The 13,121-nt window shown below is 70.4% G+C and carries 11 protein-coding genes and 2 pseudogenes; 7 read left to right on the top strand and 6 right to left on the bottom strand.

The features are described from left to right. Positions 1–595 precede the first annotated feature (595 nt). On the top strand, positions 596–772 hold the full coding sequence (locus IH45_RS1000000149120) for a hypothetical protein (protein ID WP_158813464.1): 177 nt from the start codon (positions 596–598) through the stop codon (positions 770–772). A gap of 823 nt (positions 773–1,595) precedes the next feature. Beyond that, positions 1,596–1,838, top strand: a pseudogene (locus IH45_RS1000000151195) (phage fiber-tail adaptor protein); the annotation flags it as partial. A 144-nt stretch (positions 1,839–1,982) separates the two neighbouring features. Here IH45_RS1000000151195 and IH45_RS1000000149115 read toward each other — a convergent pair. Next, the gene (locus IH45_RS1000000149115) at positions 1,983–2,504 is read right to left on the bottom strand and encodes a hypothetical protein (protein WP_158813462.1); all 522 of its coding nucleotides are present in this window, start codon (positions 2,502–2,504) and stop codon (positions 1,983–1,985) included. A gap of 250 nt (positions 2,505–2,754) precedes the next feature. Between IH45_RS1000000149115 and IH45_RS1000000149110 the strand changes: the two genes are divergently transcribed. From IH45_RS1000000149110 to IH45_RS0140660, 5 genes are all read left to right on the top strand, one after another. Beyond that, positions 2,755–3,309 carry a hypothetical protein gene (locus IH45_RS1000000149110; protein WP_158813460.1) on the top strand — a complete coding sequence of 185 codons (555 nt, stop codon included), beginning with the start codon at positions 2,755–2,757 and terminating at the stop codon, positions 3,307–3,309. Between the two features lie 1,868 nt (positions 3,310–5,177). Beyond that, positions 5,178–5,489 carry a hypothetical protein gene (locus IH45_RS0140675; RefSeq protein WP_030681446.1) on the top strand — a complete coding sequence of 104 codons (312 nt, stop codon included), beginning with the start codon at positions 5,178–5,180 and terminating at the stop codon, positions 5,487–5,489. A 69-nt stretch (positions 5,490–5,558) separates the two neighbouring features. Next, positions 5,559–6,092, top strand: a complete 534-nt coding sequence (locus IH45_RS0140670) for a hypothetical protein (protein WP_030681444.1) — start codon at positions 5,559–5,561, stop codon at positions 6,090–6,092. A gap of 255 nt (positions 6,093–6,347) precedes the next feature. Continuing rightward, positions 6,348–8,729, top strand: coding sequence for a HelD family protein (locus IH45_RS0140665; RefSeq protein WP_030681441.1), 2,382 nt, complete (start codon positions 6,348–6,350; stop codon positions 8,727–8,729). A 225-nt stretch (positions 8,730–8,954) separates the two neighbouring features. After that, complete coding sequence (locus IH45_RS0140660; RefSeq protein ID WP_030681438.1) at positions 8,955–9,977, top strand: alpha/beta fold hydrolase; 1,023 nt, start codon at positions 8,955–8,957, stop codon at positions 9,975–9,977. Between the two features lie 22 nt (positions 9,978–9,999). Here the strand turns inward: IH45_RS0140660 and IH45_RS0140655 are convergent, their stop codons facing one another. The 5 genes and pseudogenes from IH45_RS0140655 to IH45_RS01000000144680 form a co-directional block, all read right to left on the bottom strand. After that, complete coding sequence (locus IH45_RS0140655; protein WP_234440874.1) at positions 10,000–10,764, bottom strand: SDR family oxidoreductase; 765 nt, start codon at positions 10,762–10,764, stop codon at positions 10,000–10,002. A gap of 120 nt (positions 10,765–10,884) precedes the next feature. After that, positions 10,885–11,373, bottom strand: a complete 489-nt coding sequence (locus tag IH45_RS1000000147475; protein WP_078898023.1) for an arylamine N-acetyltransferase — start codon at positions 11,371–11,373, stop codon at positions 10,885–10,887. After that, positions 11,373–12,179, bottom strand: a complete 807-nt coding sequence (locus IH45_RS0140645; RefSeq protein WP_030681429.1) for a helix-turn-helix domain-containing protein — start codon at positions 12,177–12,179, stop codon at positions 11,373–11,375. Before IH45_RS0140645 ends, IH45_RS1000000147475 begins: the two co-directional genes overlap by 1 nt. Before the next feature lie 33 nt (positions 12,180–12,212). Continuing rightward, positions 12,213–12,473: a hypothetical protein gene (locus IH45_RS0140640; RefSeq protein WP_030681424.1), complete on the bottom strand. Its 261-nt coding sequence runs from the start codon at positions 12,471–12,473 to the stop codon at positions 12,213–12,215. Between the two features lie 416 nt (positions 12,474–12,889). Continuing rightward, positions 12,890–13,121 (bottom strand): annotated as a pseudogene (locus IH45_RS01000000144680) (DNA topoisomerase IV subunit B); the annotation flags it as partial.

Genomic DNA, 13,121 nt, shown 5'->3' with positions numbered 1-13,121 from the left:
CAGGCCGTACATCTCGCCGGGCCGCATCCCCTGGAAGGCCGCGTCCCAGATGTAGGTCCAGCCGGTGAAGCCCCACACCGTGTAAGCGTTCACGGCGAGTTGGTAGACCGGGCCCATGGCCAGCGGACGCTTCTTCTTGCGGACCTTCTTCACATACCGGCCACGGCGCGGCGTGGCCGGAGGGATGGGGGGGTCCGTCCGGAGCCGGTACCGCTGCACCGCTGCTTAACCTGGGGTTAACGACCCAGGTCGAACGACCATTCGCTGCGCAATGCCAGCCCGCGGCGCACACGACAGCATCCGCAGGCTTTCTCCCCTGCCCCCGCGAGACAGCGTGGCCCTGCGGAGCTGGTCTGTGCCGCGGCCGATGCTCCTATTCCCCAGGTGGGGAGTGCGCTGCCTCGCGCGGGCCCCGGTACGCTCCCGCGCGCCGCCAATACCGGTGTCCCGACAGGCGTGGCGCGTGGTGATCACATGAAGCGCGGGGTTCTACGCTTCGCTCGTAGAACAGGCCTAGAACAGAAGGCCGCCAAGGCGGCACATGGGCAGCAGCCGAAGAAGCGGGACCAGGCCTCCGAACCCGCAGGAGAAGCACATGGTTGAACCCACCCCCACGCGGTACTCGCCCGAAGGCACCCCCCTGAGGCGTACCGCGGTCGACATCCGGTTCGGCAACAGCTACTCCACTGAAACTCCACCGGCCCGCAAGCTGTGGTGGCGCATCAGGGGCGTACTGCGTTCAGCGGTGAAGAACAACAAGCAGCGCCATTGACGCATGAACACGGATGGTCCCTCTCCGTAGGAGAGCAGCCAGGTGGAGGCGGGGAACAGCTCCGTACGCGCGGGGACCACACCTTCCCCAACGGCGCCCCGAGCGACCGGGAGGGACCACCCTCACACGCGCGGGGACCACCTGCCCAGCCGCCGACCCGACCAGGCCGGGCAGGGACCACCCCCGCACCCGCGGGGACCACAGGGCGCGACCAGCGGCCTTACTCGGCGGGGTGCAGGGTTTTGCTGACTTCCGAGAACTCGGGCATTTCCGCCTGAAGGGTTCGTCCGAGATGAGAGTGCAGTGACCTGATCACGCTACTACGTCCGGGTGACGGTAAACATGCGTCGCGCCGGGGCAGCCCGCTGACGAGGAGTCGGCCGAGCGGATCGGTGACCGCCTCCGGCCCGTTGCGCTGGGCTGCCGGACTCCGCGTCAGGCGGCGGCTGAGGCTGCGCAGAGGCAGGTTGCGAAGCGTGCATGTCCGCTATCGCGGGTCGGCGGGGTGTACCGACTGCGCGGGTCACTGCAAGGTGGTTCCGTGGATCATCTCCGCACGCGTTGGGGCAAATCTGGAGAGGCGGGGCCGTGTAGGGATCGCGACGGTGGCCCATGACCACATCGCTGGCCAGGACCCCGTCCGCATGTTGCGGCGGATTGAGCAGGAGCGGAAGCTCTTCGACATGCACGCGCCGAAGGAGCTGGATGAGTACCGGTAAGGGCGATGAGATGCCACTTACGGGTGCGCAGGCGAGTCGTACACCGTTTACGGCGATGCCGACAACCACGTGCCGTGGCCGCGGACTGAACGAAGGACCCCGACGCGGTCTTGGACTGGCGCTGGGACTGGACGGACTGGCTGGCCGACGGCGAGACCATCACGGCGTCCACCATGACGGTCTCCGCCGGGCTGGTGCGCGGGAGGCCGCGATCCGTGAGGCGCTGCGGCACGCCGGCGCGCGCGAGGTGTTCATCACTCACACGAGGCCGAAGCCCGCGCTGCTCGCGAAGTACCGGCGCTACCGGGCGCAGTTCATCACGGTGGACCCGGGCCGGGACGTCGTGAAGGAGCGCTGCCGTGCCGAGCGGCCGGACAGCTCGATGGACGGGGTGCGGCGCTGGTACGGGGCCGACGGGCAACAGGAGCAGTCTCTCACCTCCGGAAATCGACCGTGTTCCTGGAAGGTCCCGGAAGTGGTGACTGCTGCCTTCAGGGGCTCGGCGGGGAGGGAGGCTGATTCCTCCGGTGTGACCGCATCCGCTGTCGGACCTGGAATTGCGTCCTACTCGACCGCCATTGAGCGGTGAAAGTCGTGCGCGCCCAGGTGACCAACGGGAACAGGATTAGCATGGCCATCCCTGCGGTAGTGCTCCAGACGATGGAGTGGGCAGGGTCACTTCCGTGAACTGACGATGTATCGGCAAGATAAGCCAGACATTCGTAGACATTGATGGTGAGCAGCGCGGATACTGCTGCCCAGATGAAGACCATGGTGAGTTGAATCAGTGAAGAATGTGACGAACTGTTCTGCCATTGCCGGAATGCTTGGTCGCGCTCCTGTTGCGTTGTCGCGCTATCGAGCGCGTGCAGCGCATCCTGGGCAGAGGTGAAATTTGCTTCTTCTGAGATTTTGAAGCGGTCGGCGTGTGCTCTGAGTTCAACAACCCCGACTAATATGATGACGGGAGCCAGTGCTGCGGCTGTTCCTGCGAAGGTCTCCGACATATGCATGATCACAGTATGTCTGAGTCGCTTCACCCAGCCGATGGCCGGACCTCGGTGAGGCCGGCGCGAAGCCCGTGCTGCACTCAGCGTTGTGCTCTTCAACGCTGCTTCCGTCCGTATCCTTGGGCAGCTTGGCTAACACTCTGAGCGCCAACTCATCGCCCAGGCTGTGCCGTGCACGCGTTCCCAACTCGGCCTGCGGCAACTTTGCCTGAACTGCCCGTGAGTCCGGTCTGCACGCGGGACGATCCGAACCATGGATGCAGGACTGGCAGGAGTGCTCGGGGCCGTCGCCGGAGCGCTCGCTACTACCGGGGCAGCGCTGGCGACGGGCCGGGCGAGCCGGGCGCAGGCGAGGATCGCTGCCCGTGCCGAGCACGTGCGTCAGTGCCGGGAACCGCGACGCGAGATCTATCACGATTTTTTGGCGGCGACTTCCGAGGTCAGAGATGTGGTGCTCGGTCGGTGCTTTGACACAGCCCGCGGTCTGCCCCATCAAGGGCAGGACGTCCGCAGTTGGCTGGCCAGCAGCACAGCAGTCGTGCGGGAACATTGGCTTCACGTCAAGCTCGTCGGTCCCGAGGAGGTGGGGGCTGCTGCATCAGAGGTTGCAGGGGCATGTCGCGAGGCAGCCCGTGCAGCGCACTGGGTGGCTGTCTTCGACAGCAGTCCCGAGGGCGAGGGCATCCCGGCGGACGATTACAACGACGCTCACAGACGTGCGCTGGACACTGCTCAGGAACTGGCTGGCGCGATAGAGACGTTCATCAAGGCCGCGCAGTCGGCCTTGGGTGCCGACGGCACGTGCTGACTGCCAACCGGAGAGCCGCAGCGAGACGAGAAACTGAGGAGACCCATGGCAACGCACCTGGCCACGGCCGTGCAGAATGCGATGCGCGACGCCGTGGTGGACCATGTCGATGCTGGCGCGGGCGTGGGCACCGTCAAGATCTACACGGCCACGATGCCGTCCAGCGCGAACACTGGGTCAGCAGCCAGACGCTGCTGGCCACGTTCAGCTTGCAGGACCCGGTGTTCGGCTCCGTGTCGGCCGGCGTCGCCACGCTGGCCGGTACGCCCATCACGACGACCGGCGCTGCCGTGGGGACCGCGGCCTGGTTCCGTTGCGCCACGAGCACGCCGGGCACGCGCTTTGACAGCTCCGTGACGGCGACCTGCTGCTGCTCGCGATTGTGCTGGAGGAGTCGGGGGCCTCCCCAGCAGTTACGGGATGGACGCAGGCCGCCACGGTCAACGGCGGCGGCACTCAGGACAATGTGACCCGGGTCTGGTACCGCAGGCCAGCTCCGAGCCGGCGTCGTACACCGTGACCTTCGGCGGTTCATGCGGCGAAAGTGCCGCGCTGGCGATGCTGCGCTACACCGGCTCGACACTGACGATGACTACCAACGCACCCGGACAGCACGTCGGGCTCGAACCGCTCCAGCTTCTCCGCTAATGCGGACGCCCAGTGGTCACGCAGGTCGCGTACGACCACCAGGGCCGCCGACCCGAGCCTCCTCGCCTTCGGCCCGAATGTGGATCGGTCGGACGAGGTGAGAATGTTTCACGACAGAGCTGCAGAGCGCACGAAGGGGGAGCACCTCCTGGCTACGGGGCCAGCGACTCAGCGGGGCTCAGAGGAACTCGCGGGATGTCGCACACCCGACCGGTGGCGACGTCGGCGACGAGCTTTGCCCGCGTACGGCGGGCTGACCCCGGCCGGGGAACAGCCCCGCACGCGGGAACCACCGTCGGGTGAACCGTGTCGACTGGGGCTGGAGCGGCACGCAGATCCACCTACGCACCGGCCGGGGCGATATGAGGTTGTGCGGACGCTCAACCTCGCCCGGCACGCTGGCGTTGTCCAACGGTCGACCCCAAGCCGTCAGGCCTACCTCACCGGTGGCCGGTCCGCGGCCAGTTGGCCATGATCGACTGGGAAACGAGTGGGAAATCGGCACGGCAGACCTCTGCGAGCTTCTACCGGTAGGTACCGGAAACTGCGAGAAACTGCCGGTTGTGTACGGCGACGAAGCCCGGTCCGCGCAGTAGGGGACGGACGTCGTTGGTGGCCGCGCGTCCGCTGCTACCGCGTCGCCCGGAGCGGCGTCCGGGGGTGAGATGTGGACGGGTAGCGGGCGCCGGTAACCGAGCGCTCAGGTCGGTCAGTTGGCCGGGCGACAGGCGTAGGTGGCGCCAGGCTGTCCGCGACCTGCCGCCACCGGCGCTCGCGACTGCTGCCACGCCCTCCTCCGCGTCATCGCCACCCTCGCATGCGCCCCTCCAGTAGTGCCACGGGGTCGCCAACCGCCGTATTTGTGCAGGGTATTGAGCCGGGCGCTGGCGCACACGCGGGGCGCAGGTAGCGAGCCCCTTTACAGAAGTGCCCCCATTGCTCCGATCTTTGGGGATGAGGAAACGATCACCCTTGTCGCGAATGGGCACGATGCCCCCATCACCCGCTCTTGCCCAGGGAGTTCACATGATGCGTCGAGTCCGGGCCTGGTCCGCGACGGCGTCACCGACCCGGCCGGCCGCCGTCCGTGTCCGGGGTCTCCAAGGGCGAAGTGGCGTCGGCGCGGCGAGCCCTCCCAGCCTCTATCGGAGGCCCGCCCGCCGCCTCGTTCCCCGCACGCGCTGCCGCCGTGCGGTCGTTCCCCCCACCGAGGAGAAATCATGAAGCGCATCACCATGGCACTGGCTTCCGTAGGTACGGCCCTTGTCCTGACCGTGGGCCTGGCGGGCAGTTCCTATGCCTCCGCCGAAGGTGTCTTCCTGTACACCACCGCGTCCGGTGATCAGGAGACCGTCGACAACCCCAGTCTCGACCGCTGCTACAACCGCGCGGGCGACGGGCACGCGGTGAACAAGACCAACAAGACCGTCCTGCTCTTCCGGCGCTCCGGCTGTGTCGGCAGCCCGCAGCAGATCAGGCCGGGGGACCACGCCTTCGACATCACGTTCGAGAGCCTGGAATTCCCCAGTTGAGCCCACGGCAGCGGGCCCTCGGGCCCGCTGCCCCTTTCCCGTTCATTTCCGTAGAGGAAAGGCCCCGCAGTGAACCGCTCCTCCCTCGCCGTGAGCATGGCTGCCGCCGTGTCGCTGGCCTTGCAGCCCGGCACCGCGTCGGCCGCGCAGGGCCTGTTCACCTATACGCCCCCGCCCGTCGAGGAAGCGCTGCACGCTCCCCGGGTGGGCGTCTGTTACCCGATGGAGGGCGACGGGCCCGTCAAGAATGAGACCCGTTACGAGGCCCAGCTCTTCCGCGGTGCCAACTGTTCCGGTCTGGAATACCTGCTTCAGCCGGGCCAGGGGCACCGGAATGCCGTCTTCGGCAGTGCTCGCTTCATCGGGCAGGGCTCCGCCGCCGGCTACTTCTCCTATACCGTCACCCCGCTCCCGGAAGCGTTGCAGAATCCGCAGGCCGACCGCTGCATCGATATCCGGGGCGAAGGCCACGCCGCCAATCGCACCGACAAGGCCGTGCTGCTGTACACCAGGCCCGGCTGTCCCGGCACGCCGAACGCCACGATTCTCGCGGGCGAACAGGTCTCCCACAGCCGCTTCGCCGGGGTGGAGTTCGTCAGCTGAGCGGATGGGCGGGCCCGGGCGCCTCGGTTGTGCCCCGGAGTCTCCCGGGCGGCGTCCGCGGCCCACCGCCCCACTGGCGTCACCACCCCCGGCCGCCACTCACCGCACGGAAACGCAGAAACACCCCGTTCCGCATTGACGGACGGGGTGTTTCTCTGCGTATATTGGGCGTTTCCATGTCGGAGAAGTTATTCGTGCATGGTTGGCCACTAGAGAACACGGTATCCGAGCGGAGCTGAATTGTCAAACGAGGAATTGCGGCAGGAGCAGGAATTCACCGATCTGCTCTACGAGCGCCTCGCCGAACTGCGGGCCGGAACCGAATCCGCCGTCGAGCGGGCGCTGCCGCTGGAGGGGAACAACTTCCAGGCGCGGCTGGAGCGCGATGTGACGGTGGCCGAGCAGACCGGGCTGCTGGCCGCCCTCGACGCGGGGGAGAACGGCCTGTGCTTCGGCCGGCTGGCGTTCCAGGACGGCGCCGACCACCACATCGGCCGCATCGGCATCCGCCGCGACGACGCGGACCGTACGCCGATGGTCGTCGACTGGCGGGCCGAGGTCGCCCGCCCGTTCTACCTGGCCACCGGTCACACGCCGATGGGCCTGCGCCGCCGGCGCCACATCACCACGTCGGGGCGGAAGGTCACCGCCCTGCACGACGAGATCCTGGACCTCGCCGACACCGAACGCACCGGCCACGAAGGCGCCGACGCGGACGCCGTGCTGCTGGCCGCCCTGGACGCCGCCCGTACCGGCCGGATGCACGACATCGTGCAGACCATCCAGGCCGAGCAGGACCGGATCATCCGCGCCCCGCACCGCGGGGTGATGGTCGTGGAGGGCGGCCCGGGTACCGGCAAGACCGCCGTCGCCCTGCACCGCGCCGCGTACCTGCTGTACGAGCACCGCGAGCTGCTGGCCCGCCGGGCCGTGCTGATCGTCGGCCCCAACCCGGCCTTCCTCGGCTACATCGACGAGGTGCTGCCCTCGCTCGGCGAGACGGGCGTCCTGCTCGCCACGCCCGCCGAGCTGTTCCCCGGCGTGACGGCGACCGGCACCGACACCGCGCGGGCCGCCGAGGTCAAGGGCGGCGCGGCGATGGCCGACGCGCTGGCGGCGTACGTACGCGACCGCCAGGCCCTGCCCGACCCGGCCCTCGTCATCGACCACGAGGACGGTGAGCTGGTGCTGGACGCGGACATCGCCGCCGCGGCCCGGGAGCATGCGCGCGCCACCCGGCTGCCGCACAACCTGGCCCGCCCGTACTTCGCGTTCCACGTCATCGATGCGCTCACCGCGCAGCTGGCCGACCGGATCGGCGCCGACCCGTACGGCGGCCCGAACCTGCTCGGCCCGGACGACGTCGCCCAGCTGGGCAAGGCGGTCGCGGCCGACCCCGAGGTGCACGCCGCCATCCAGGAACTGTGGCCCTCGCTCACGCCGCAGCAGCTGGTCGCCGACTTCCTCGCCGACCCCGTGCACCTCCCGCGCTCCGACGCGGACGCCATCCGCCGGATGCCCGGCCACCTCGGCCCCTGGCCGGCCGAGGACGAGTGGACGCCCGCGGACGTGCCGCTGCTGGACGAGGCCGCCGAACTCCTCGGCGAGGACGACTCGGCGGCGCGCGCCGCCGAGGAGGCGGAGCGCCAGGAGCGCATCAAGTACGCGCAGGGCGTGCTCGACCTGTCGTACGGTTCGCGCACCCAGGAGTTCGAGGACAAGGACGACGAGGACTCCGAGGTGCTGGCCGCGCACGACCTGATCGACGCGGACCGGCTCGCCGACCGGCAGGAGGAGGCCGACCACCGCAGCGCCGCCGAGCGGGCGGCGGCCGACCGCACCTGGGCGTTCGGGCACATCATCGTGGACGAGGCGCAGGAGCTGTCCGCGATGGCCTGGCGGCTGCTGATGCGGCGCTCGCCGACCCGCTCGATGACGCTGGTCGGCGACCCGGCGCAGACCGCGGAGCCGGGCGGCTGCGGCACATGGGAGGCGATCCTCGCGCCGTACGTGGACGACCGCTGGGAACACGTCCGGCTGGGCGTCAACTACCGGACGCCGAGCGAGATCATGGACATCGCCGCGGCGGTGCCCCGCTCCGTGCACCCGTCCTTCGAGCCGCCCAGCTCGATCCGCTCGACCGGCGTACGCCCCTGGGCGCTCGGCACCGCTGCCGACGACCTGCCGCGGGCGGTCGCCGACGCGGTCGTACGGGAGACGGCCGACGGCGCGAAGTCCCGTTCCGGGCGAGGGGAGTCCGGTACGGCGGACGGGGTTTCCGGTGCCGACGGCGCGGCGGAGGGCCGGCTCGCGGTCATCGCCCCGCAGGCCCACCACGCCGCCCTGTACGCCGCACTGTCCGCCACCCTGCCGGAGGTGTCCGCCGGCCCGGACCTCGACCTGACCCGCCCGGTCGTGCTGCTCGGTCCACGGCAGGCCAAGGGGCTGGAGTTCGACACCGTGCTCGTGGTCGAACCGGCGGAATTCGGCACGAGCGACCTGTACGTGGCGCTCACCCGGGCCACCCAGCGCCTGGGCGTGATACACGCGGCGGCTCTCCCGGAGGCGCTGCGGCCCCTGGCGGAGGCGGAACCGCAGCGCCTCCGGGAGACGGCGGCGGTCGGCGCCGGCCGCTGACCGTACGGCACGGCCTGCCTGCCCGGCCGGGGCTCGTACGGTATGGGGCCGTACGGTACGGGGCGCCGCACACCGCGTGCGGCGCCCCGTACCGGCGGCTCCACCGGCCGGTTTGCCGAACCGGCAAAGACCCTTGGGCGCGGCGCGGTTTCCCTCGGATGATCACGGCAGCGACGCGCCGCGCGGACACCGCACGGCGCCGGACGACGGATCGAGGAGACCGCGATGCCCCAGCCCACCGACGCAGCCACGCCGCCCCCGGACCGGACCGCGACCCGTGACGGACACCGGGCGGAACACCGGCTGGTGGACGTCCCCGGCGGACGTATCCACCTGGTGGAACAGGGCGCCGGCCCGCTGGTGCTGCTGCTCCACGGCTTCCCCGAGACCTGGCGCTCCTGGCGGCACCAGTTGCCGGCCCTGGCCGCCGCGGGCTTCCGCGCCGTCGCGGTGGACGTCCGCGGTTACGGGCGCTCCTCGAAGCCGGCCGAGGTCGCCGCGTACCGGATGACGGCGCACGTCGCCGACAACGTCGCGGTCGTGCGCGCCCTCGGCGAGCGGACCGCGACCGTCGTCGGCCACGACTGGGGCGCCACCATCGCCGCCAACACCGCGCTGCTGCGGCCCGATGTCTTCACCGCCGTGGGACTGCTGGGCGTGCCGTACGCGCCCCGCAACGGCCTCCGGCCGACGGACGCCTTCGGGATGACCGGCGGCGACGAGGAGTTCTACGTCAGCTACTTCCAGCGGCCCGGCCGGGCGGAGGCGGAGATCGAGCCCGACGTCCGCGGCTGGCTGACCGGGTTCTACGCCAGCCTGTCCGCCGACACGATGGCTCCCGAAGGCAGCCCCAGCTGCTTCTTCGTGCCGCCCGGCCGGAAGATGTCCGACCGGTTCGTCCACGGTGCCCGCCCGGCCTGGCTCTCCGAGGACGAACTCGACGCGCTGGCCGAGGAGTTCGAACGTACGGGCCTCACCGGCGGGCTCAACCGCTACCGCAACGTCGACCGGGACTGGGAAGACCTCGCCCCCTGGGACGGCGCCCCCATCACGCGGCCCTCCCTCTTCATCGGCGGCGAACACGACGCGTCCACCACATGGATGGCCGACGCCGTCGAAGCCTTCCCGACCACGCTCCCCGGCCTCTCCGCCACGCACCTGCTGAAGGACTGCGGGCACTGGATCCAGCAGGAGCGGCCCGACGAGGTGAACCGCATCCTGACCGGCTGGCTCCGCTCGCTGACCTGAACGGGCGCCCCGCCCCCGGGCCCTACTGGGCGCTCGCGGCCGGCCGTACGACGAGTTCGTTCACATCGACGTCGGCCGGCTGCGTCACCGCGAAGGCGATGGCGGAGGCGACCGCGGCGGCCGGCATGGCCACCGCGCGGTAGTCCCGCATCGTCTGCCGGGCCAGCGGATCGCCGATGCTCTCGGCGAGTTCGGACTCGGTGACGCCGGGGGAGACGACGGTGACGCGGATGTCCCCGCCGGACTCCTGCCGCAGCCCTTCGGACAGCGCGCGCACCGCGAACTTCGTGGCGCAGTAGACCGCGGCGGTGGGCGACACCTCGTACGCGCCGACCGACGCGATGTTCACGAAGTGCCCGCCGCCCTGCTCCCGCATCACGGGCAGGGCGGCGGCGATCCCGTGCAGCACACCGCGCACATTCACGTCGAGCATCCGGTCCCATTCCTCGGTCCGCAGCGCTTCCAGCGGCGACAGCGGCATCACACCGGCGTTGTTGACGAGCACGTCCACCCGCCCGTACGCGGCACGCGCGGCGTCCACGAAGGCCCGTACGTCCGCGGGGTCGGTGACGTCCAGCCGCCGGTACGCCGCCGTGTGCCCGCCGGCGGTGAGCCGATCGGCCAGCGCCGCCAGCCGATCGGTGCGTCGCGCGCCGAGGAAGACGCGATGGCCGTCGGCGGCCAGCCGGCACGCGGTCGCCTCACCTATGCCGCTGCTCGCACCGGTGATCAGGACGACCTTGCCGGGGCCGGCGGCGTCCGCGGTCTCGTCACCGTATGCGCTCATGTGGGAATTCATGCCGTGCCTTTCGGGGGTGTTCGCTTCCTTGCCCCCATGAGGCTGCGGCAGACCGCACGCCGCGACCAGGGCGGACGGTACCTGGGTGGCGCGCACCCACCTTCCGCGTCACTTCACCGACGGCCGCACCCACACGCGTAGCGCGCGACGAGTGCGGCGGCGTCCTCGGCATCGAGCTCGATCCCGAATTCCGTGCGCAGCGCTACGGGCAGCTCCGCTGCCGGTACCTGGCGTCCGTCGAGAGGTCCGGCAGAAGCGTGGCTCGGTTCCGATGGCGTACAGGTCGAACCAGCCGTCCTGCCGCACGACCTCGCCGTCCTTCAGGCGCAGCGGCGCGCGGGGGCTTTCGGCGCCGAAGCCGACGTCCGTGAACCACTCCTCGCCGTCGAGTTCCACCCGCAGCGACGCGTGGGTGGCGGGGCGGGTGTGGTCCTCGTTCATGCGTACGCGCGAGGCTGTCGCGGTGAAGGTGAAGCCGATCGATTCCAGGGCCGCGGCGTAGAGCGGCGTATGTTCGCAGCAGGTGCCCCGCGTCGCCGTCGGATCATTGCCACCTGGAATGCTTCCAGTCGAGCAAAGGCAGCCTCTTCCCGGCATCAGGTCTCCTCCAGCCCCGTGTACAACACGGCGTGCGGATGGTGGCAGACCGGGCAGATGGTCCCTTCCATCACCTGGGAGAACTTGTACCGGCTGAGCTTCCCGCAGGACCGGCACCGGGCGGCCCAGGGTGTGTGGCGTCCGGGAAAGGGCTCGCAGGGCAGGAGGCCGGCCTGCCGCATCAACGCCGCCGCTCGTTCCAGGGAGGTCGTACGGCGCGGCCCGGGCTGTGCCGTACGCCTGGGTGGCCGTTCCTCGTGGTGACCGGCCCGGCGCCAGGCCTGCGCCCACTCCGGAAAGTCCTCCTCGGCGATCTCGCAGGCGGTCAGGTAGGCGTAGAGCTGGTTGAGCGAGGAGAGCGTCTGCTTCCGTTCGCGGATGCGCCAGGCGGACATCCGCGAGAGCGGCGCGTACGTCCTGGCCAGCCGTTCCGCCCGCGCCTCCATGGTCCGCAGCGAAGGGGCGCCGTCGTCCTCCCAGGCCCGCCGCAGGACCGCCGCCAGATCCCCGGGTGTACGGACCAGGCTCAGCAGCGGCGCCTCCGTACGGCGTGCCCTGCGCGGCCGGCCGGCCTTGCGCCACAGGTCCTCCACCATGTCGAGGTCCATACCGCAGACCGAGGCGATGTCCCGGATCACCGCCCACGGCGGCCTGATCCGGCCGGCTTCCGCCCGTTGGACCGTCGTGAGCGACCGGCCGATCTTGTCCGCGAGCTCCGGCCGGGACAGGTCGCGCCGGGCGCGGGCCCGGCGCAGTTCCTGCGCGAGCAGGCCGGCCCCGTGGTTGGGCGTGAGGATCGGCGCCATCGGGCGCCCCCGTCGGCGGGACATCGCCGGGCATCACTCCGGGCCGCAGGACAGCAGGGCGCGGCCGGCGCCGCGCAGCGCGGCGCCGCACACCAGGTGCCCCTGCCCGATCCGTACCACGGTCACCGCGAGCAGGCCGGCGCCGGCGAGCACGGCCGTCACCTCGGGCAGCGGCCTGCCGCGCAGGGTCATGAACACCGCCAGCGCGATGATCACGATGACGACGGCGGTCTCCCCCGAGCCGAAGCGGGACCGGACCGTGCCGCACGCGGCGACGGACTGCTGGACAGACATGAGCGGCTCCCTGATTCCCCACCGGCGCGTCGCGCGGCCGGGTGTGTACGGCATACGTCGGCTGGCTCCCACCAGATGCCGCGGCGGCGATCGGCTCCGCCGTGCCGCGGTGGACAGAATCGTGCCAGTGCGCAGAGTGCTCCCGCGCCTGCTCCGTGCTGTTCGTTCACCACTGTCCCGGCGGCACGGGAGAGGGCCCTTTGGCACATTCCCCATCCGTTGGCCATGGCCTGTGGCCGGTGTGACGAGCGGTCCGGCAGCTGACCAGCCGCAACCCGTCGACCGCCAACCGGAACACCTGGCTCCGGGAGGTGCCGGGTGCGCGTTACTCCATTCTTGGCCCACTTCGGGTGGCGGCGCTGCTGTTGGACTGCTCCGAGGGCGCGGTGTGGTGGGTGTGCCGGTGTGGTGGTGGGTCAGGTGTCGATGCGGGAGCGGTCGAGGGTGGCGGCGGAGGTGGTGATGAATTCGCGGCGGGGGGCGACGTCGTTGCCCATGAGGAGGTCGAAGACGCGTTCGGCGGCGTCCAGCTCGCCGATGTTGATGCGGCGCAGGGTGCGGTGGCGGGGGTCCATGGTGGTCTCGGCGAGCTGGTCGGCGTCCATCTCGCCCAGGCCCTTGTAGCGCTGGATGCTGTCCTTGTAGCGG

Origin of the sequence: Streptomyces rimosus subsp. rimosus (assembly GCF_000720725.1) — a bacterium.
Taxonomy (GTDB): Bacteria; Actinomycetota; Actinomycetes; order Streptomycetales; family Streptomycetaceae; genus Streptomyces; species Streptomyces rimosus_A.
This window is presented reverse-complemented; position numbering and strand designations above follow the sequence as displayed.